General features: G+C 41.3%; 18 protein-coding genes. 11 read left to right on the top strand and 7 right to left on the bottom strand.

All coding sequences use genetic code 11. The annotated features are described in order from the left end of the window. Nucleotides 1-7: 7 nt before the first annotated feature. From ACQKFG_RS03360 to ACQKFG_RS03345, 4 genes are all read right to left on the bottom strand, one after another. Entirely contained in the window at nucleotides 8-1,339 is a 1,332-nt protein-coding gene (locus tag ACQKFG_RS03360) for a hemolysin family protein (RefSeq protein ID WP_192203575.1), read from the bottom strand. A gap of 281 nt (nucleotides 1,340-1,620) precedes the next feature. After that, the gene (locus tag ACQKFG_RS03355; RefSeq protein WP_427556203.1) at nucleotides 1,621-2,730 is read right to left on the bottom strand and encodes a histidine kinase N-terminal domain-containing protein; all 1,110 of its coding nucleotides are present in this window, start codon (nucleotides 2,728-2,730) and stop codon (nucleotides 1,621-1,623) included. Nucleotides 2,731-2,966: 236 nt separating this feature from the next. Next, nucleotides 2,967-3,854, bottom strand: coding sequence for a cation diffusion facilitator family transporter (locus tag ACQKFG_RS03350; protein ID WP_342615214.1), 888 nt, complete (start codon nucleotides 3,852-3,854; stop codon nucleotides 2,967-2,969). A gap of 440 nt (nucleotides 3,855-4,294) precedes the next feature. Continuing rightward, complete coding sequence (locus tag ACQKFG_RS03345) at nucleotides 4,295-4,819, bottom strand: universal stress protein (RefSeq protein ID WP_427556199.1); 525 nt, start codon at nucleotides 4,817-4,819, stop codon at nucleotides 4,295-4,297. A gap of 319 nt (nucleotides 4,820-5,138) precedes the next feature. Between ACQKFG_RS03345 and ACQKFG_RS03340 the strand changes: the two genes are divergently transcribed. Beyond that, nucleotides 5,139-7,136, top strand: a complete 1,998-nt coding sequence (locus ACQKFG_RS03340) for a transglycosylase domain-containing protein (protein WP_427556196.1) — start codon at nucleotides 5,139-5,141, stop codon at nucleotides 7,134-7,136. Between the two features lie 191 nt (nucleotides 7,137-7,327). On the opposite strand, the gene ACQKFG_RS03335 is transcribed toward ACQKFG_RS03340, so the two are convergent. Continuing rightward, the gene (locus ACQKFG_RS03335; protein WP_098372549.1) at nucleotides 7,328-7,636 is read right to left on the bottom strand and encodes a hypothetical protein; all 309 of its coding nucleotides are present in this window, start codon (nucleotides 7,634-7,636) and stop codon (nucleotides 7,328-7,330) included. Between the two features lie 192 nt (nucleotides 7,637-7,828). On the opposite strand from ACQKFG_RS03335, the gene iadA reads away from it, so the two are divergent. The 7 genes from iadA to ACQKFG_RS03300 all read left to right on the top strand — a co-directional run bounded on the left by iadA (nucleotide 7,829) and on the right by ACQKFG_RS03300 (nucleotide 16,314). After that, complete coding sequence (gene iadA / locus ACQKFG_RS03330; protein WP_192203580.1) at nucleotides 7,829-9,001, top strand: beta-aspartyl-peptidase; 1,173 nt, start codon at nucleotides 7,829-7,831, stop codon at nucleotides 8,999-9,001. A gap of 190 nt (nucleotides 9,002-9,191) precedes the next feature. After that, a complete protein-coding gene (locus tag ACQKFG_RS03325) occupies nucleotides 9,192-9,377 on the top strand; it encodes a hypothetical protein (protein WP_427556191.1) in 186 nt (61 codons plus the stop codon). 395 nt (nucleotides 9,378-9,772) lie between these two features. Beyond that, nucleotides 9,773-10,861 carry a pyruvate dehydrogenase (acetyl-transferring) E1 component subunit alpha gene (pdhA, locus tag ACQKFG_RS03320; protein WP_427556745.1) on the top strand — a complete coding sequence of 363 codons (1,089 nt, stop codon included), beginning with the start codon at nucleotides 9,773-9,775 and terminating at the stop codon, nucleotides 10,859-10,861. After that, a complete protein-coding gene (locus ACQKFG_RS03315) occupies nucleotides 10,861-11,844 on the top strand; it encodes an alpha-ketoacid dehydrogenase subunit beta (protein ID WP_427556189.1) in 984 nt (327 codons plus the stop codon). The genes pdhA and ACQKFG_RS03315 overlap by 1 nt, the downstream gene beginning before the upstream one ends. Before the next feature lie 29 nt (nucleotides 11,845-11,873). Further along, the gene (locus tag ACQKFG_RS03310) at nucleotides 11,874-13,154 is read left to right on the top strand and encodes a dihydrolipoamide acetyltransferase family protein (protein ID WP_427556186.1); all 1,281 of its coding nucleotides are present in this window, start codon (nucleotides 11,874-11,876) and stop codon (nucleotides 13,152-13,154) included. Next, nucleotides 13,155-14,579: a dihydrolipoyl dehydrogenase gene (gene lpdA / locus ACQKFG_RS03305; protein WP_192203583.1), complete on the top strand. Its 1,425-nt coding sequence runs from the start codon at nucleotides 13,155-13,157 to the stop codon at nucleotides 14,577-14,579. 355 nt (nucleotides 14,580-14,934) lie between these two features. Further along, nucleotides 14,935-16,314: an amino acid permease gene (locus ACQKFG_RS03300; protein WP_427556183.1), complete on the top strand. Its 1,380-nt coding sequence runs from the start codon at nucleotides 14,935-14,937 to the stop codon at nucleotides 16,312-16,314. An 89-nt stretch (nucleotides 16,315-16,403) separates the two neighbouring features. On the opposite strand, the gene hisC is transcribed toward ACQKFG_RS03300, so the two are convergent. Next, a complete protein-coding gene (gene hisC, locus ACQKFG_RS03295) occupies nucleotides 16,404-17,516 on the bottom strand; it encodes a histidinol-phosphate transaminase (protein ID WP_427556180.1) in 1,113 nt (370 codons plus the stop codon). Nucleotides 17,517-17,689: 173 nt separating this feature from the next. Here hisC and ACQKFG_RS03290 point away from each other — a divergent pair, with 173 nt between their 5' ends. Then, a complete protein-coding gene (locus ACQKFG_RS03290) occupies nucleotides 17,690-18,157 on the top strand; it encodes an Lrp/AsnC family transcriptional regulator (RefSeq protein ID WP_427556177.1) in 468 nt (155 codons plus the stop codon). A gap of 97 nt (nucleotides 18,158-18,254) precedes the next feature. Here the strand turns inward: ACQKFG_RS03290 and ACQKFG_RS03285 are convergent, their stop codons facing one another. After that, nucleotides 18,255-18,650: a carboxymuconolactone decarboxylase family protein gene (locus tag ACQKFG_RS03285; protein ID WP_192203587.1), complete on the bottom strand. Its 396-nt coding sequence runs from the start codon at nucleotides 18,648-18,650 to the stop codon at nucleotides 18,255-18,257. Nucleotides 18,651-18,768: 118 nt separating this feature from the next. Here ACQKFG_RS03285 and ACQKFG_RS03280 point away from each other — a divergent pair, with 118 nt between their 5' ends. Together ACQKFG_RS03280 and ACQKFG_RS03275 are read left to right on the top strand one after the other, a co-directional pair. Next, nucleotides 18,769-19,197, top strand: coding sequence for an Lrp/AsnC family transcriptional regulator (locus tag ACQKFG_RS03280; protein ID WP_342615219.1), 429 nt, complete (start codon nucleotides 18,769-18,771; stop codon nucleotides 19,195-19,197). 152 nt (nucleotides 19,198-19,349) lie between these two features. Further along, entirely contained in the window at nucleotides 19,350-20,282 is a 933-nt protein-coding gene (locus tag ACQKFG_RS03275; RefSeq protein ID WP_427556172.1) for a catalase family peroxidase, read from the top strand. Nucleotides 20,283-20,360: the final 78 nt, after the last annotated feature.

The raw sequence follows: 20,360 nt of genomic DNA, 5'->3' as shown, positions 1-20,360 counted from the left end.
TTCATCATTATCCTTGAGGAAGGTCTTCTTCCAGAGGAAGCTGTACGACCTTTTTGGTGACCTCTATAAAACGAATGGCGTGATCTTCCATTTCAATCACTTTAAAGCAGAATCCGTCTTTTTCCATGATGTCCCCTACCTTCACATCATAATTTTCAGTAAGGACCCAACCGCCTATAGTATCGACATCATCTTCTTCTAAGTGAATGCCAAGTAGGTCATTCACTTCCTTTACAAGAAGTTTAGAGTCTAAAATATAATGTCCATCTTTAATTTTCCTGATCGAGGCGACTTCATCAATATCGAATTCATCACGAATTTCCCCAACGATTTCCTCGAGGATATCCTCGACTGTGACAAGTCCGGAAGTACCGCCGTATTCATCCATCAAAATGGCCATATGAATGCGTTCTTTTTGCATTTTTAGCAGCAAATCGTGAATTGGGATATTTTCCATCACCCGAATGATCGGACGAGCGTAATTTTCAATCGCTTTGATATGGATTTCCCGGTTCTTAATAAGATCCGAGAATACTTCCTTTAAGTTCACCAAGCCGATGACATGGTCTTTATCACCTTCGACAACAGGATATCGAGTGTATTTTTCCAATTTGGCCACATCGACGAATTGCTGTACCGTTTCATCTTTGGATATGGTCATGATTTCTGTCCTTGGAACCATGATTTCTTTAGCAACACGATCATCGAACTCAAAGATGTTATTTACATATTTAAATTCCGACTGGTTAATTTCTCCGCTTTTATAGCTATCTGAAAGGATGAAACGTAATTCTTCCTCCGTATGGGCTATTTCGCTTTCGGATGCTGGCTTAAAGCCAAATAATCCGACAACGAATCGGGAAGAATGATTCAAGGCCCAAATGAAGGGAAAGGCTATCTTATGGAAAAAAATCAGCGGGCTGGCAATTGCCAAGGCCACTTGCTCAGCCTTTTGGATGGCAACCGTCTTTGGAGCCAATTCTCCAACAACCACATTCAGGAACGTAATCAGGGAAAATGAAATAACGAATGTCAGAACGCTTGTGACTTCTTGAGGGATGTTCAATGCCTTGAATAAAGGCCCAACCAATTTGAGGACGGTCGGTTGTCCTAGCCACCCCAATCCAAGGGCAGTTACTGTAATTCCAAGCTGTGTCGCGGATAGGTACTCATCAAGATCGGATGTGACCTTCTTGGCCGCAATGGCTTTTTTGTTTCCCTCTTCAATCAATTGATCGATCCGAGAGCTGCGAACCCTTATGATCGAAAATTCCGAAGCTACAAAAAAGGCAGTTAAAGCAATTAAAATAATGACAAATAAAAAACTTAATATGTCCAATTAGTGTGGGACTTAATTGAATCGCCAGATGTTGAGAACGATTTAATTATCCCAGTCACCTCCCAAAACCAATAATGAATGAAATGATATTAGTATATAAAATGTTAGATGAAAAATAAGTCTAGTCTATCTCGTATGAAAATTTCTCTTGTTTTTATTTTCAATCTATAGAATCATTCACCTCGATTAGTAGTGGAACCTACCTATTAGTATAAGTAACTGGGCGCCAATCAGTCAAAAATTTCACACTAAAAACCTAAGGAAAAAAGGATATTTATCCATTATTTAGTTTTTAATTGTATGGAAAAGGTCGTAAGGAAATCGGTAGAGTGACAGGATAAGGTTCCTTGATGCTTTAAAACGATTTCTTTACAGACGAATAATCCCAATCCCGTTCCTCTCTTTTTTGTGGTGATGAATGGTTCAAAAATATTCGGCAGGACGTCGTCAGGTATCTTCGGCCCATTGTTCGATATATTTAAAGTAAGAATGCCGGGTGGTGATTCAGAGCCTGAAATGTAAATGGATGGGGAAGGCATCCCCGCAACCACATCAAGAGCATTTAATATAATATTAAGTAAAACTTGACGGAATTCTTCTTTAGAACCGGAAATTACGGCATCCTCGGCAATATTGCATGTAATGGAAGCATTAACTTCCAAAATGCTAGGATATAAAAATTCGATCACCTCATTCACAAGCTGAGCAATGGAAAATAGATCAGGTGGTGATGAGGAAGTTTCCTTTTTGGAAATATTAAGAAATTGTGTGATCCGGTAATTGAGCTGATCCAATTCCTTCGAAATGATATCAAGGTACTTTATCTGAGGTTGTTCTGCCTGTAACAATTGTATGAATCCCATGATGGAAGTCAGTGGATTTCTGAATTCATGGACAAAGCTTGAGGTCATTTGGCCAAGGAGTGTCAACCGGTCTTTATGATTTGGGCTTATGAATTGATAGCGTTCTTCAAGTTCCGTCGTTTTCAATTCGGTATAATGGGATAATGCAAAATGAATAAGTTTATCGAAGTAAACGTTTACTTGCTTAATTAGTCCCGATATTACTTCTTTGGATGATTCGGAATTCAAAACATGCTCTATGATGATGGATCTCCCGATGGTAGCAGTGGAAAAGAAATTTTCCATATCCAATTGCTTATTGACTCGATCAGACGCAATCTTTTCCCCAACGACCTTCAGTACATCGTCTATTTCAGTATCCGATTTTCCAAGCTGATCCAATAGCAGATTGAAAATATTTTCCACTTCTCCTTTAAAATACCCCAGATATCCGTCCGGTAAATGCAGCAACTCATCTTTCCATTTGGAAATGATACTGCTTTTTTGAGAAGATAAAAAGTGAATGGTCATTTCTCGATTAGATACCATCTTGCCCTCCATACTGTAGGAAAATGAATTTACTTTTGACCCAGAAATTGCTTTATTTGAATAAAATTACAAAATATCAAAATAATTACATCTTGTTTTCATGATAACAGATTAATGTTCTTTTAACATGTGTTAATTGGATAAATATTCGGCAATCAATCAATAAATCCCTTTTTTTGACACAGCTTTATTACAGTGATTACAGGAATCAATAACAAAAAAAGGTATCCGTAAAGTTAATGACGGTTACCTTTTTTATGGAATGCATATGGTTCGATGTGAACGATTACATGCTGGATATTATATTCCTTCAAAAGATTTTCTTCGATTTTAACCGTAATATCATGACCCTGAATGACGGTCAAAAGAGGATTAACATGAACGGTAGTTTCGAGCAGGATTTCACTTCCATGCATCCGGGCTTTAATTTCACTCATGTCTTTAACACCCTCTGTCAATATAATGGTTTGTCCGATCTTTTGCAGGAGCTGCTCGTCGAAACCATCAGTTAAAGAGATGGAGGCATCACGAAAGATGTCCCAGGCCGTTTTGCATATGATGACCCCCACGACGGCTGCCGCTATCGCATCCAGCCAAGGGATTCCCATCTTAGTACCGATTATTCCGATGAATGCACCAACACTGACAAGGGCATCGGAACGATTATCCTGGGCAACGGCATAGATGGAAGAGCTGTTGATCTTTTTACTTAATGATAAGTTATAACGGTAGATTCCGTACATGAAAATTGCAGAGAATAGAGCGACATAGCCGGTCAGCATGCTGGGAACGGTTGTTGAATTTTGGTGAAAGAAGGATTCAATGGCACTGAATAATACCTGAAGGCCCACGGTGATCATAATGAAGGCAGCTACCAACGAGGCTACGGTTTCCGCCCGTAAATGACCATATGAATGATTATCATCAGGAGGTCTCTTTGAAATTTTCAAACCGATCAATACGGCTAAGGAAGCGATGATGTCGGTCGTATTATTTAAACCATCAGCCCAAAGCCCTTTAGAATCACCGAAATAACCAAATGACAATTTAAGAGCAGACAAGAATATGTAAGCGGCAATGCTTATGTAGGCGCCTTTTTCAGCTGAAATCGAATGTTTATCCATGTCCATTCCCTCCCCGATGTAAATTAGGCTTAATAAATCAAACCTTTGTGAGTCTATAGATTTAGCCATCTAACTTGGTTAATGGCAGGTGTAATGAAGGTCTGTAAAGAAGTTGGTTAAACAAAAGAATATGCCCTAAAATGGGGATGACAAGTTGATGATATGTATATTTTCTTTAATTGTCATTTATAGAAACTAATACTATATTCTAACCGATGATCGAAAATTAAATACTTCTGCAAGGGGAGCCAAAAAGGCTGAGTGGGACACTTGGTTACCGCTGTGTAGGATGGTTTTGGTCAGCAATTGGCGCCCCGGTGTTTTTTGCTACAAATGTATGACTGAAAAAATCCTCTTAACAAAAAGGCCGGATTCTATAAGGATCCGGCCTTTTTCAGAGAATGCTCTACTCAAGCCATACAGTGCGAACCCGCTAATCTTCATTTTGCAATGAATACCGAACAAGGTGCGTTTTTCGCAATGGAACTACTTGTACTGCCAAGAAAGAATTTTTCCAAACCGCTTTTAGCGCTATTGCCGACAACGATAAGATCGGCTGAAGTTCTTGCTGCAAAGTCACATACGCTATCTGGGGCATATCCTTCCAATAGTTCGAATTTCCCCCTGACTTGACATTCACTTAACAATCTCAACGTATTACTTTCTGCGTTCTGAATACTATTCTCGACGGGGGAAGGGGTGTCATTTACCTTTTGAGGTCCTGGCTGATCGACTTCAATAACGGGATGTGTCTGGACTGGATCTACATAAAATCCGGCAGTAGGTACGAACCCCGGAGCCGAGGCGTCTCCCATGATACGCTGTTCAACCTTATCATTCAGGACATGAACAACGGTCAATTCGGCTTTTGGAAAGGCCTTTTTCAATATTGCCCCATATTTTACGGCCCGCTTACTCTCTTCATTTCCATCAAAAGCGACGACAATATGTTTTAAGTCTTTCATTAATATCATCTCTCCCCTTTATAAGACCTTATAAGTGTTATACCCGCTTTTAAAAGGCTTCACGCCTTTAATCGGTATATAGATTGCCTTTTAAGGGTAAAGGATAGATACGAGCATAGTTAAAATGGTAGGATGAAATCTGGTCCTTCATTTAGCTGGCATACTCAGACGATGAAGGGATATCATCGGCAAGGATGCCGATTCGCGGGTATGTGCTACAAGAAAAGGGCGCCTTTTATTCAATCGGCGAGTTTTCTTTAATAAAAAGGGTAAAATATTTTTAATGAAACATGTCGAGATGGGAAAATGGGGGGGACAAATGAAAGGGCTAGTGAAATTAGGTCTAATTATAATATTGGCGGTTGTGGTTTTAGGCGCCGGTTCACTATTGTATTTCAAGCAGGGTGCAGATATAAGTCATCTTGAAAATAAACTTCAGCAACCGACAGGAATCTATGATCTGGATGGGAATCTTGCCAGTACGATCACTGCGAATAAATCCGAAGGGGTTGCGATAGAAGAAATACCGGAACATATGAAACAAGCGGTGGTTTCCATTGAGGATCACCGTTTTTATGAACATCACGGCATAGATTATCAAGGGATTATGCGGGCTTTGGTTAAAAATGCGAAGGCTGGAAGTGTTGTTGAAGGCGGGAGCACTCTCACCCAGCAGCTTGTGAAAATCACGATGCTGGAATCGAATCGGACATTGAAGAGGAAGATAGAAGAGTTTTTTCTAGCCCAGGAAGTTGAAAATCAATATACAAAAGATGAAATTCTGGAAATGTACCTGAATCAAGTTTATTTTGGCCATGGGGCATGGGGAATCAAAAAGGCCGCAAATATTTATTTTTCCAAAGAGGTCTCTGAATTGACCGTTGCCGAGGGAGCTTTGCTGGCGGGTGTCATTAACTTACCATCCAAACTTGATCCATACAAGAATTTAGACGGGGCAGTCAAGAGGCGTGATTTGGTTCTTTCGAGAATGGCGGAACATGGTTATTTGACGAAAGATGAAGAAGCAGCTGCAAAAAAAGATTCGGTGACACTTCTAATGGGGGAGAAGGAAACCGATCCATTAAGAGGTAAATATCCTTATTTTGTCGATCATGTTTTATCGGAAGCATCGAGTAAATATGGTATTAAACTTGAGGATCTGCTATCAAAGGGCTACAAAATTTACACGACACTGGACCAATCCATGCAGCAGTCTACAGAAACCGTTTATGCGAATGATGCCAATTTCCCAGTGGGAACGAGTGCAGATGAACTGGTTCAAAGCGGGTCTGTCCTCCTTGATCCTGAAACGGGAGGCATAAAGGCACTTGTCGGTGGGAGAGGTAAGCATCAATTCATGGGATATAACCGGGCAACCCAGCTGACAAGATCTCCCGGTTCATCCATTAAACCGCTTGTCGTATACTTGCCAGCGGTTGAAGAGGGATACGACATCACCGACCCTTTAAAGGATGAAAAAATGAGCTTTGGTGAATATGAGCCAACAAACCTTAGTGGTCAATATAAAGGGGAAGTGCCCATGTATGAAGCGGTGATGAATTCCTTGAATGTACCAACGGTTTGGCTATTGAATGAGATAGGCATCGATAAGGGGCTTGATTCACTTAAGCGGTTTGGAATTCCATATGAAAAAGATGATCGAAACCTATCGATAGCTTTGGGTGGGATGAAAAAAGGTGTATCCCCGCTGCAGATGGCAGGAGCCTTTTCAGCTTTCGCCAACGGTGGGGAAAGAATGGAAACCCATGCCATTATAAGAATAGAAAATGCCGATGGAAAAGAGGTAGCCGCCTGGAAAGAGAAAAGCACCAAAGTGACCTCTGAAGGCGCCGTCGACAAAATGAATTCCATGCTGCTTGGAACAGTGGAATATGGCACAGCGAAAAACGCCGCTGTTTCCGGTTATGAAATAGCAGGTAAAACGGGTTCCACACAAGTTCCCATCGAAGGAATATCAGGGGTCAAAGATCAATGGTTCATCGGTTATTCACCTTCGCTGGTCGGTGCTGTATGGGCTGGTTATGATAAGACGGACGAAAAGCATTATCTAACGACACACAGCAGTCAGGGAAGTGCAATCATCTTTCAAAAAATAATGTCGCAAGCTTTACAGAATCAAACTGCCCAATCCTTTAAAGCTCAAGATATCGGTCCGCTTATAGCTGAACAACAGGCACTTATAGCTGAGCAAAAGGCAAAAGAAGACGATGAGCAAAGGAGACAATATTGGATTGATAAAGGAAATGAAATTCGGGAAGGTTTGAATAAATGGAGGGACTGGAAGTTGCCGTGGTGATTCCCAGGAAGGGGAGCATGAAACAAGCTTTTGCATAATTTAATCAACAAAAAAGACTGTCAATAATTGACAGTCTTTCGTCATTCTTAAAAAATGAGATTTGCTATTATGCCGATTACGACGATTGCGCCTATCACCATTAGAATGGTTCGCATTTCTATACACCCTCTTCATGACGTAGTTGGAATGATTTAAATATTAACGGTTTGGTTCGATTGGAATCCAAATGAACTTTCATCATTTTCTTTACAAATAGCCTGTACTTTTTCTAGCATGGCATGTACATTCTCGCCTTCAAGTATGACTTTCATGGTTGCACACTCTTGAAGAATGAGCACAAAGGATACGAAAGTCGAAAGTTTCTTGGCATCGACCAATTTATGGTTGCAGATAAAATATATATTCCCTTTAAATTCTTTTGTAACTTGATATAGGTTCATGATTTGTCGCATGGATAATCTTTTATTTGTTTTAATATCTGAAGAAATCACTTTATTCATGTCGTTTAACTCCTTTTGTTTTTATACTTTTGGAAAAGCATAATCAAGATGTCAGTTCAGCTACAACTTTTTAAAATGAACAATTATTGTTTGTCTTTTTTTATGTAATTGTTAGCGGGTCATATTGTATATTTACCCGAGTGAAAGATTTTGAAACCTATTTGAAAATTTCAATTGGAGGGGGAACGAACATTGCTCACACTTATTAAAAATGGGGAGCTTTATGGTCCGGAATATATGGGCCAAAAAGATATCCTCTTGGTAGGAAAGCAAATTGGCTTCATTGAGGACAAGATTGAAAAACCTGCCAATTTCGTTGAAATGAAAGTGATTGATGCGAGTGGTCAAATTGTGGTTCCGGGTTTTATAGATGCTCACGTACATATTATCGGCGGAGGTGGGGAAGGGGGCTTTAAAACGAGGACACCAGAAATCCAATTAACTGATGCCACTTTAGCGGGTATAACGACATTGGTAGGGGTCATCGGAACAGATGGAACGACAAGGACCATGCCAGCACTGCTTGCTAAAGCGAGAGCGCTTGAAGAAGAAGGAATTAGCTGCTTCGTTCAAACTGGTTCCTATCAAGTTCCAGTCAAGACGTTAACAGGTAAGATCGAAGATGATTTGATTCTTGTGGATAAAATTATCGGTGTTGGCGAAATAGCCATCGCCGATCATCGTTCTTCACAGCCGACTGCAGCTGAACTGGCTAAACTGGCCTCTCAGGCGCGAAATGGAGGCCTGTTGTCCGGGAAAAGCGGTATCGTCAACATTCATGTCGGCGACAGTTTAGATCATTTGCAGGTAATTGAGGAAGTTGTCGAGACAACGGAAATACCAATCACCCAGTTCTACCCTACACATATAAATCGAAATCCGCATTTATTCAATGCAGGTGTGGAATATGCAAAAAAAGGGGGTTATATCGATTTTACGACAAGTACGATCCAGAAGTTCCTTGAAGAAGGCGAGGTCAAAGCAAGTACAGCAATAAAAATGGCACTGGAAAAAGGCGTTGAAATCGGGCAGATCACCATAACTTCAGATGGACAAGCCAGCCTGCCTGACTTCGATGGCAACGGTAACCTGCGTGGTTTGAACATTGGTACATGCATGTCCTTATATGATTGTGTTGCCGATGCGATCCTCGAGGATGGAGTGACAATTGCCGATGCCCTACGAGTTGTGACGGAAAATCCGGCAAAAATTTTAAAACTTTCTACAAAGGGGCAGCTTGCTGTAGGTAAGGATGCCGATATCATCATGATGAAGAAAAAAACTTTAGAAATGAATAGTGTTATCGCGATGGGGCAGATCATGGTCAAAGATGGTCAAGCAGTCGTGAAAGGAACATTTGAATGATAAATCTTTCTAATCTTGTTGGTAAGGTTTTCATCTTGGTTATGGCAGGAGTGATTTCCGGTGCTTGTAATACCCCCATCAATCATGAAATGCAAAAAGACCCGTAATTATATAATGGGTCTCAGTTTGTCTACAAAAAGGAGTTCGATTGATATAATCCCAAACCATTATTTTATAAGTAAACTTGGATTTGAATGAAACCCTCAATGGATTGAAGAAATTTGCGACACTCCTGCCGAATAACTCGCTAGCCGAGACCCCACAGACGCATGGCAGACAGGCGGCGGAAAGGGAGTGGATTTCTGAAATCAACTGTATCGTTTTTAAAGAAAAAACGGCAGGGAAAGGCTTTTCCTCGAGTTTGTCTACAGTCTAAGACCCATTTATTATATAATGGGTCTTTTTTTGTGCTGGAGACTTTTTGGATAGGTCTTGAATCGATCGAGCATATGAACAACTTGTAGATAATCAATATGAAATTTCCCATTAAAGGTTCTCATTTTCAAAATGAAGGTATGTTATCAGAAAACATATTCTAAATAAAGGTAAAACGAGAAAAATTCATTCTATTTAACATATTATTAAAAACATGGATGTATTATCCTTTTATATAAGGAAATGTAGTTTATGAAACAGCATTTAATTACAGACATAAAGACCAATAGATACATTTTGGGCTGTTATTTCATGACTGTTCAAAACCTTGGTAAGTTTGCGAAACAAATCTATCTTAAGGGGAGAAATGAAATGGAAAAGACGGGAAACCCAATAATGAAAGCGTATTCAAATGAAGTTGAGCCGGAAATATTTCGCGTATTGACTCCTGATGGCGAAATCATTGAAACGATTGATGGAAAAATCGATAAATCACTTATGTTAAAGATGTATGAGAGCATGCTCCTGCTCAGAACGTTTGACCGAAAATCCGTTAATCTCCAGCGCCAAGGCAGGATTGGAACTTATGCACCTTTTGAAGGACAGGAAGCATCCCAGGTAGGAAGCGCCTTAGCGTTGTCGGCAGGGGATTGGATGTTTCCCACATACCGTGATCATGGAGCGGCAATTATTCATGGGCAGGAATTATATCGTGTTTTCCTATACTGGATGGCGCATTTTGATGGCTCAATTTGTCCTGAAGGAAAAAGGATATTGCCTCCAAGCGTTCCGATTGCCACTCAAATGGTTCATGCCGTTGGAACGGCTTGGGCAAGTAAGATTAGAGGCGAAAAGAATGTTAGCATTGCTTATTTTGGTGATGGAGCAACTTCTGAAGGGGACTTTCATGAGGCACTGAATTTTGCTGGCGTTTATAAAACCCCAACAATCTTCTTCTGCCAAAATAATGGCTACGCGATCAGTGTCCCTTTTGAAAAGCAATCGGCATCCAAAACAATATCCCAGCGGGCTGCCGCTTATGACATCCATGGGGTGCGAGTGGATGGAAATGATATTTTCGCAGTATGGCTGACTGTAAAGCAGGCTGTCGAAAGAGCGCTTAATGGGGAAGGACCTACATTAATCGAAGCCATCACCTTTCGTTATGGCGCTCATACTACTGCAGACAATCCGAACATATATCGCGATCAGGACGAAATTTCAACGTTCTGGAGGGAAAACCGGGATCCCATTACACGTCTTAGAAAGTATTTGAATAAAGAGGGTCACTGGAATGAAGAGCAGGAGGAATTGGCGTTAAAACAATTCAACGAACTGATTGAAGCTCACCTTCAAAAAGCCGAAGGGTATCCAAAATCCGACCCGCTCGAAATGTTTAACCATGTATATGCCGAGGAGTCATGGCATTTAAAGGAACAGAAGCAGGAATTGAGCCAAATCTTAAGGAAAGGCGGGAAGAAATAATGGGCAAAAATTTAACGATGCTCCAGGCTATTACGGAAGCGATGGACCAAATGCTGGGTCTTGATGATCGCGTGATGATCATGGGTGAGGATATTGGAGTGAATGGCGGGGTTTTTCGATCGACGGAAGGTCTTTATGAGAAGTATGGAAAAGATCGAGTCATTGATACGCCATTAGCTGAATCCGGAATCATTGGGTCTGCAATTGGTTTAGCCCTTAACGGAATGCTGCCTATTGTAGAGATACAGTTTCTCGCCTTTATTTATCCGGGATTCGAACAACTCGTTTCCCATGCTGCCCGTATGAGGTATCGTACCCGTGGGCAATTTGGGGTGCCCCTTTTAATCCGTACTCCATATGGTGCCGGAATCAGGGGCCCTGAACTTCATTCTGAAAGTGTCGAAACCTTCTTTGCCCATACCCCGGGTTTAAAGGTGGTTGCACCCAGTAATCCATATGACGCAAAAGGGCTGCTCATTTCAGCCCTCGAAGATCCAGATCCGGTGATTTTTTTGGAACCGACTAAATTGTATCGGGCTTTCAAGGAAGAAGTTCCCGACGAAATGTACCGAATACCAATCGGGCAAGCAAAAGTGGTCCAGGAGGGGAGCGATCTGACCATTTATGCATGGGGGGCCATGTTAAGGGAGGCATTGAATGCCGCGAAAAAGATTGAAGCAGAAAAAGGCTGGAAGTGTGAAGTGGTCGATCTTCGAACATTATACCCTTTAGATAGGGATACGATCGTGCAATCCATTAAAAAGACAGGTCGTGCATTAATCGTCCATGAAGCCCATAAGACGGCCGGATTAGGTGCGGAGATTATCTCCATCATTAATGATGAAGCTCTTATTTACCTGAAAGCGCCGATTAAGCGTGTAACAGGATTTGATGTACCGGTTCCGCCGTTTACAATAGAAGATCATTATTTACCGACTGTTGATCGTGTAAAACAAGGAATTGTCGAAACGTTATCATTTTAATAGTGATTAAGGGAGAAGGAGGATGACGCATGATGGAATTTAAACTTCCTGATGTAGGGGAAGGGATGCATGAAGGGGAAATTATCCAATGGCTCATTAAAGAAGGGGAGGCGGTTAAACAGGACCAACCCATTGTTGAAGTGCAAACGGATAAAGTCAATGCGGAATTGACGGCTCCTGCAGCGGGAGTGGTCAAGAAAATATTTTTTTCCGAAGGGGATATCGTGGAAGTGGGAACCACTATATTCACAATTCAGGAAGAGAACGATGTGTCAGTTCCTGATAAAGGCATGATTGACGAAGAAATCCAAGTCGTGCAATCTGGTGATGTAATAGTTAATGCAGAACAGATTACGACTAAGCAGCATCATGAGGTAGTGCGTGCGTTGGCAACGCCATTCGTTCGTCAAATGGCGAGGGAAATGAAGGTTGATATCGAGAAGGTTAAAGGATCCGGCCCGGCTGGGCGAATTACCGAAAGTGACCTGAAGCAGTTTAAAGAAAATAACTCGATTACACTGGAAGATGCCAAACATCATGATAGCAAGAGTGTTCAAGAGATGGCCTTGATGAATGATGCCATTCAGGCAAAAGGAGTGGGAAATGAGTGGGAAGAGCGGATTCCGCTTAAAGGCATTCGAAAAAAAATCGCTGAACATATGGTAAAGTCGGTTTCAACCATTCCTCATGTAACCCATGTAGATGAATTGGAAATGGACCGATTGAAGGAATTTAAAAACCAATTAAAAGAGTACTCCGATGATAAGGATATTAAGTTGACTTTTTTGCCATTTTTCGTTAAAGCCATTGTCATCGCCTTAAAGGAGTTCAAAACATTAAACGCTTCAATTGATGAAAAGACCAATGAAATCATTCTGAAGAATTATTATCATATTGGGATTGCGACGAATACCGAAGAGGGTCTCATAGTTCCAGTCATAAAAAATGCCGATCAAAAGACCATTTTCCAACTGGCTGATGAAATCAAGCAATTGGCAGCCCAAGCCCGTGAAGGGAAGTTGAGCATTGATCAAATCACAGGCAGTACATTTACCATCAGCAATGTAGGACCGATCGGAGGGATGCACGCGACCCCGATCATTAACTATCCGGAAGCTGCCATACTAGCTTTGCATAAAATGGAACATCGCATGGTCGTTCGTGATCTTGAAGGTGTTATCCGTTTAATGATGAATATGTCTCTATCTTTCGATCATCGTTTGATTGATGGGGTAACAGCGGTGCATTTTACCAATAGAATCAAGGAATTGCTGGAAAATCCAATTCGTTTAGTTGTGGAGATGAGATAAATGGTAGTAGGGGAAGTTGCTGTAGAGACGGAAGTTATCATCATTGGAGGAGGTCCGGGAGGGTATGCTGCGGCTATCCGTCTCGGCCAGTTAGGAAAATCGGTCGTACTGATTGAAAAGGATAAGCTGGGCGGGGTTTGTCTTAATCGGGGCTGTATACCTTCAAAGGCATTAATTCACACAGCTGATCAATACCAAAGGCTTAACGATTTAGGGAAAATGGGAATCCGGCTATCCCAGGAAAGAACAGCTATGGACTTGGGAGTTTGGCAGGATTGGAAAGCGGGCATCACATCTCAGTTGAAGCAAGGTATTGCCCATTTGTGTAAGGAAAATGGAGTGACGGTGGTTAAAGGTCAAGCAGCCTTTTTATCTGATGACCGTATTGGAGTTGAAACCGATGGCGATTTTGAAACCTACAAGTTTGAGCAGGCGATTATTGCGACGGGGTCCAGACCTTTCATTCCATCCTTCATTAAAGTCGATGGAGAATATATATTGGATTCAACATCATCTTTGCAGCTGCAGGAAGTTCCATCAAGCTTGTCGATCATTGGCGGTGGATATATCGGAATCGAATTAGGTATGGCATTTGCAAAGCTGGGTACTAAAGTGACCATCATTGAAATGGCCAATCGCATCCTTCCCCAAATTGCTGAAAACCTTGTAAAGGAAGTCACCCGGAGCGCCAAGAAGCTTGGGATGAATATCAAAACATCCACGAGGGTAGAAAAGGCGAGTGTAGTGGATGGCCATGTACACCTTCATGTATCCTCGGAAGAAAAAGGGGCGGAAGTGGTCGTGAGTGAAAAGTCCCTGGTTACAATTGGCAGGATACCTAACACTGAAGAAATTGGCCTGAATCGGGCTGGAGTTACAGTTGGTGAAAAAGGCCATATAGAAGTGGATATGGAATGTCGTACAAATGTGCCGCACATCTTTGCCATCGGTGACACTACTCCTGGTCCAGCTCTTGCGCATCGAGCGTCCAAACAGGGAGTGGTGGCAGCTGAAGTGATAGGGGGATTGCCAAGTGCCGTTGACTCACCTAATGTTCCCTATGTAATCTTCTCGGACCCCCAAATAGCTGGTGTTGGTTTAAGCCGTGAAGAAGCTGAACAACAGGGATACAGCGTCAAAATCGGCAAATTTCCGTTCAGTGCCAATGGAAGGGCGCTTGCAACGGATGAAACGGAAGGATTTGCTGAAGTGATCGTGGATGCCGATAGCCACATATTGCTCGGAATGCATATGGTAGGTGCTGATGCGTCAAACCTTATAGGTGAAGGGGTCCTTGCCCTTGAGATGGCGGCTAGGGTCGAAGATATAGCCCTGATCATGCATCCACATCCAACTTTGACTGAGGGGTGGATGGAAGCGGCTGAGGCAGTTTTGGGACATGCGATTCACATCGTAAATAAATAGGAAAAGGTAAAGTCATGGGGATTACCAAAGTAGTCCCCGATAATGGAGTCAGAAAACCTCTCATTGGTCTCCAAAAGGCAAGGCTATCAGCAAATTCACGCCATTTCCAAAATTTTACCCGGCGTTTGACTAGATAGGATCCTTAATAGGCCTGCGATGATCCCTCTTGTAAAACTAACAACATATTGATATCTTTTACTTTGGTGAAGTATGAAGAGATTTTTCAAGAAGGCTTTGCATCCTTCCACTCCAAAACCAAAACGGTTGATGAATAACTTATCTATTCGCCATTCAACGATTGAAATGGGTTTGATTTTTTATACGGAAAAATTATGGAAAGAAGGAGGCAGATGTAATGGAATCAAATGGTGGGTCACTGCAAAAGAAATTATTGCCGCGGCATATTAGCATGATGGCAATGGGAGGGGCAATAGGTACTGGCATTTTTAAAGGAAGTGCCGAAACCATATCGTTAGCAGGGCCAGGAGTCATATTCACTTATATTTTTGCAGGATTATTACTGCTTATAGTCATGGGTGCTATAGCGGAAATGGCAATTATTTATCCAAATACGAATATGAAAGGTTTCGTTCAGAAAGCATTCGGTAACCGCTTTTCATTCATTATAGGCTGGATGTATTGTTTCATGTGGCTATCCGTCTGTGTCATTGAGGTAGTGGTTGCAGGAAGCTTCTTGCAATATTGGCTCCCAGCAATCCCGCTATGGATATTAAGTTTAGGGTGTACGGCTTTCATCATTGGGATTAACATGATGAATGTCAAAAATTATGGTGAATTCGAATTTTGGTTTGCTGGCATTAAAATTACAATGATTATCGTATTCATCATATTGGGAGCCTGTATTTTATTTGGAGTCATCCCAACCGGGGAATCTAATTATCTACAAAACTTCACCGGGTATGGAGGGTTTTTCCCAAATGGGTGGATGTCCATCTTTTCGGCATTACTGATCGTCATGTTCTCCTATGGCGGTTCAGAGTTAATAGGGGTGACGGTAACCGAAGCAAAGGATGCGGAACGCATTTTACCGAAGGTCATTAAAAACTATATTTGGAGAGTCGTATTATTTTTCACCTTACCGATACTTATAATCTGCGGTTTGATTCCTTGGAACGAAATTAGCGACCAGGCAAGTCCGTTTGTACAAGTTTTATCAATGTCCGGTTTTCAGGGATCTGCACATATCATGAATTTCATTTTGATTACGGCCGTCTTATCTGCCGCAAACTCAGGAATATATGGGTGTACCCGCATGCTACATTCTTTGGCTGCAGAAGGGGAAGCTCCCAAGTCGTTCTCTTATGTATCAAAAAATGGCGTTCCTTTGTATAGTTTGATATTAAGTGCTTTTGTATTGGTCGTCGGCTCCATGGTTACTTTCATTGCACAGGACAAGGCATTTACTTTATTAATGGCGTTTCCAGGTTTTGTAGTATCCCTTGTATGGATCAGCATCTGTTTAGCGCAGCTAAAACTTCGCAATTCGTATCCCAAAGCCCCGAGTTTTAAATTGTGGGGATTTCCATATGTAACCTTGTTTGCCGTAATCACCTTAAGCATCATTTGTATATCGTTCGTTTTCAGTGAACAGAATCGGATCAGTATCATTGCTTGCCTGATTGTGTTGGCTGCATTAATCTCGATTTCCATTTTTAAATTTAAAAGTGGGGATGAACAGGGGACAACGATAATAGAAAAGGATATTGCTAAATAAATTACGGAAAAGATACGACATGTGCAAAGGCGTCCATGTCGTATCTTTCATTAATAATCATCGATATACTGCAACTTCATTTCGAACGTTCATGTACCTGACGTTTCATTGATTATATGTTGTAAGGAGGATATGAACCTCTCGTTTTCAAGTGGGGTGCCGATGGTCACGCGGATAGTATTTTCATAGCCTAGCAAATGACCGGAACGGATGATGACACCTTGAATTAATAACTTCTCAAAAATGTTCCTCCCAGGCTGATTCAATTTAACCATCAAGAAGTTGGCATGTGAAGGGAAGAATGTTAATCCCATCTTGCTTAGTTCGTTTTCTAAATATCTTCTTCCTTCGGCATTCTTACGGACACATTTCTCAACGAATGGATGGTCGTCGAGGGAAGCGAATGCCGCAGCCTGTGCTAAACGATTGGTATTGAAGGGTTCCTTCACTTTAACTAGCTCTTGTATGATGGAAGCATCCATTAAACCGTAACCAATCCTTAATGCAGCCAGTCCATAAATCTTTGAAAAAGTGCGTAGGATGACCAGATTTGAATGCATATTTAAAAGTGGCAAGGTTTCTAAATATTCTGCATCATCGACATATTCATAGTATGCTTCATCAACGATCAGTAAAATATGTTTCGGCACCTTCTCGATAAAAGAGCGTAACTTTTCTTTTTGAACGATTGTTCCTGTCGGATTATTGGGATTACAGACAAATATCATTCTTGTTTTTTCTGTTATGGCATCATACATCCCCTTCAAGTCATGTACCCCATTAATAAGAGGTATCTTTACAGGTGTGCCGCCGTCAATCAATACATTCGTTTCATATCGTGGAAATGTCACATCAGCCATGATGACTTCATCATTTTGTTGGATATAGGTTCGTGTTAACAAACGAATCACTTCATCAGATCCATTGCCTAAAATGATATGATCTTTATTGATATTCAATTTCCTTGCCAACTTTTCAGCTAATGCAGGTGCCATACCTTCAGGATAAAAGGAGGTTTGCTCCATTTCAGTAATCATGGCTTCTTTTGCTAGAGTTGAGCAGCCGAATGGATTCTCATTGGATGCCAATTTAACGACCGTTTCAAGACCAAGTTCACGTTGCACTTCTTCAATAGGCTTGCCGGAAACATATGGACTAATGCTTTCGATGTTTTGTCGAACCGGGATTTTCGTAAAGGTCAATGCAGGTTCCTCCCTTTGGTAAATTCTGAATTTTCTTTTTCCATTGGATTATTTTAATGATAGAATATTAACTGATAAAATTACATACAAAAAAGAATGTATTTTTCACTATCCATACAACATTTTAAAGAAATATAAGCTTATATTCCTTCATTATGAAAGGCGGTTGCTTCATGGATGAAATAGATGTCAATTTACTGGAACTTTTACAAAAGGATGGACGCATTACGATTAGTGAACTCTCGAAGAAATTGGCTCTCAGTCGACCTAGCATCTCTGAACGAATGTATCGCCTGCAAGAAAAGGGGATCATTGAGGGGTTCAGCGCAAGGATTTCACCCCTGGCAATAGGAAGGGGGGTACTAGTGTACATTCAGGTGAGTGAACTTAAGGTTCCAGTTTCCGATTTTGAGCAATTGGTGAAAAATGATTTAGACATTATCGAGTGCCATCGTGTAACAGGAACCGTTGGATATTTCTTGAAAGCGGCTTTGGCTGATATGGACAGCATGAGATTACTGATAGATCGATTAATACCATATGGACATCTGAATACATCCGTGGTTTTGACATCCCCGGTACCTTCACGCTCCATCCTTCCTAGGATCAATGAAATGGAGGATCATGGTGCGAAATCCTAGGTGGAAGTTCAACCGATCCTTGTAAATGGGTTTGCACGGAAACCAATGAAGGTTTAAAGAAAGGAACGAGGCACGGTGCCTGTTCCTTTTTTGGTTATTATAAATCCATCAAAGCCCCGAAATATTGCTGGGCCGTTGTAAAACAAATGAATGCCAATAGTTCAGAAATCTCCTCATCACTGAATGTCTCCTTCAATACTTGGAAAAACTTTTCCTCCGTTTTTTCACGTTGTAAGAGGAATACTTCCGCAAAGGCGATTGCATAGCTTTCTTTCATATCTTCCGGCTTTAGTGGAATCCCTTTTGCCTGACAATATGAGCAGCCATTACCATATGCCAGAACCCTTCTGACGTTTTCCTTTAACTTCTTTGAAAGTTTCCCATCTGCAGATATGCAATCTGAGAGGTCCGACCATTTATGCGAAATCTCTTCAGAATGAAATAATCTTTGAAATGGACTGGATCCCTGCGATGATTTTTTTATTCTTGTCATGAACATCTCTCCTTTGAGATAATACTAATATAAAAATCCAGGAGTTTTAATTCCATTTGTAAAGAAATGCGGATTAATAATGAATAAATGTAAAGAAAAGAAGGAGAATATTTGGGGAATGAAAATTGATGAAAAAGACCAGAGTATCCTTGCTGAATTAACGTTGAATAGCCGAATTTCCATGAGGGAATTGGCAAAGAAAGTAAACCTCTCCGCTCCCACCGTTGCAGAACGGGTACGGCAAATGGAGTCGTTCGGGATTATTAAAGGGTATGTTGCCGAGATTGATCATAAAAAGATCGGTTTTCCAATTGAGTGTATCGTGGAAGCAACAATAAAAAATGGGGAATATGAGAAATTCAAAAAGTATATATCCAAGGTGCCGAATGTTGACTTTTGTTATCGAATTGCCGGGCGGGCTTGCTTTATGCTGAAAATCCACAGTGAGAGCCTTGAAGAAGTGGAGGAATTCATCAATCGGACCATTTCGTTTGCGGCAACCGTTACCCATGTGATTCTTTCAAAGGTGGAGCGGGAACTGGAATGAGTATTTTTTTCTAAATGATGTGTGCAGCGCCTGGATAATTCCAGGTGTTTTTTTGGCGATCAATGTTTTCGGCGATTCAATAAGAATAAGCTATTGGAATAAGGGGTACATGTAATAATGGATTCGAATCTGAAAAGCAGGGGTGAGATATCATGGAGGGAACGGACGACTTTAAACCTGAACTAGCCAGAGAAGCAGTTAATGTGATTGAAAATGTGGCTGGAACACATCCTGGTTATCGGCGTGCGCATGCAAGGGGATATGTTTATGAAGGGGTTTTTACCCCAAACGGAAAAGCGTCCCCATTAACGGTGGCTCCGCATCTTCAGGATGAAGCTGTGCCGGTGGTCATTCGGTTTTCAAATAGCTCGCCGATTCCAAGCCATCCTGATGCCATTTCCCCTGTAAAGGGCATGGCCGTCAAGTTTCAATTGCCGAATGGAGAAGAATCAGATCTTATTACTGTGACCATTCCGTTATTCTTTGCGAAAACACCGGAAGCGTTTGTTGATATGGCTGACTTTTTCAAGTCTGCCAAAGAAGGTTTCCCCAATCTGAAAGAGCTTGCAAAAATCATTTGGAAATACCCTGAAAGCAAGGCAAGCCTGCAAATGCTTAAAGAAATGCGTTCTCCAGCCAGTTTCTCAACGTGTCAATATTACTCCATTCATGCATTCTATTTCATTAACGCGGAAGGAAGGCGGCAGGCAATCAAGTACGAGTGGGTACCTGATGACGGCCTTAGTATGCTAGAAAAAAAGGAGGTGGCCAAGCATTCGCCGGAGTATCTGGATGAAGAAATGGAAGAAAGGCTCAAGCGCGGTCCGGTGGGCTTTAAATTGAACATCCAAATAGGAGGGGAAAATGACCCGACTGATGATCCAACCAAAGCTTGGTCGGAAGATAAACAGGTAGTCACGATAGGGCATTTGAAGATTTCCAGAAAATCGGCAGTGTTTAAAGATACTTTAATGTTTGATCCAACCAATATTCCTGCAGGAATCGAATGCTCGGAAGACCGAATCTTGCATTTTCGCCATAATGCGTATGCCGTCTCTTATAAACGTCGGATAAATAACGAATGAATGACATCAAGAAAAAAGGGAATTCCCGTACTTTTAAGGGTTCCCTTCAGACTATTGGTAAACTTGCTTTAAGAAATC

The sequence above is a fragment of the Peribacillus sp. NPDC076916 genome, assembly GCF_050269675.1.
Classification (GTDB): Bacteria; Bacillota; Bacilli; order Bacillales; family DSM-1321; genus Peribacillus; species Peribacillus aracenensis.
The sequence above is the reverse complement of the archived record's forward strand: the minus strand, read 5'-3'. Positions and strand labels throughout refer to the sequence as shown.

What these genes read in the sequence shown, in the direction of transcription:
- ACQKFG_RS03290 (WP_427556177.1), top strand. Translation starts at nt 17,690, where the DNA reads ATGGATGAAATAGATGTCAATTTACTGGAACTTTTACAAAAGGATGGA.
- ACQKFG_RS03340 (WP_427556196.1), top strand. Translation starts at nt 5,139, where the DNA reads ATGAAAGGGCTAGTGAAATTAGGTCTAATTATAATATTGGCGGTTGTG.
- ACQKFG_RS03280 (WP_342615219.1), top strand. Translation starts at nt 18,769, where the DNA reads ATGAAAATTGATGAAAAAGACCAGAGTATCCTTGCTGAATTAACGTTG.
- ACQKFG_RS03285 (WP_192203587.1), bottom strand. Translation starts at nt 18,650, where the DNA reads ATGACAAGAATAAAAAAATCATCGCAGGGATCCAGTCCATTTCAAAGA.
- ACQKFG_RS03300 (WP_427556183.1), top strand. Translation starts at nt 14,935, where the DNA reads ATGGAATCAAATGGTGGGTCACTGCAAAAGAAATTATTGCCGCGGCAT.
- ACQKFG_RS03335 (WP_098372549.1), bottom strand. Translation starts at nt 7,636, where the DNA reads ATGAATAAAGTGATTTCTTCAGATATTAAAACAAATAAAAGATTATCC.
- lpdA (WP_192203583.1), top strand. Translation starts at nt 13,155, where the DNA reads ATGGTAGTAGGGGAAGTTGCTGTAGAGACGGAAGTTATCATCATTGGA.
- ACQKFG_RS03345 (WP_427556199.1), bottom strand. Translation starts at nt 4,819, where the DNA reads ATGAAAGACTTAAAACATATTGTCGTCGCTTTTGATGGAAATGAAGAG.
- ACQKFG_RS03315 (WP_427556189.1), top strand. Translation starts at nt 10,861, where the DNA reads ATGGGCAAAAATTTAACGATGCTCCAGGCTATTACGGAAGCGATGGAC.
- ACQKFG_RS03350 (WP_342615214.1), bottom strand. Translation starts at nt 3,854, where the DNA reads ATGGATAAACATTCGATTTCAGCTGAAAAAGGCGCCTACATAAGCATT.
- ACQKFG_RS03275 (WP_427556172.1), top strand. Translation starts at nt 19,350, where the DNA reads ATGGAGGGAACGGACGACTTTAAACCTGAACTAGCCAGAGAAGCAGTT.
- ACQKFG_RS03310 (WP_427556186.1), top strand. Translation starts at nt 11,874, where the DNA reads ATGATGGAATTTAAACTTCCTGATGTAGGGGAAGGGATGCATGAAGGG.
- pdhA (WP_427556745.1), top strand. Translation starts at nt 9,773, where the DNA reads ATGAAAGCGTATTCAAATGAAGTTGAGCCGGAAATATTTCGCGTATTG.
- ACQKFG_RS03355 (WP_427556203.1), bottom strand. Translation starts at nt 2,730, where the DNA reads ATGGTATCTAATCGAGAAATGACCATTCACTTTTTATCTTCTCAAAAA.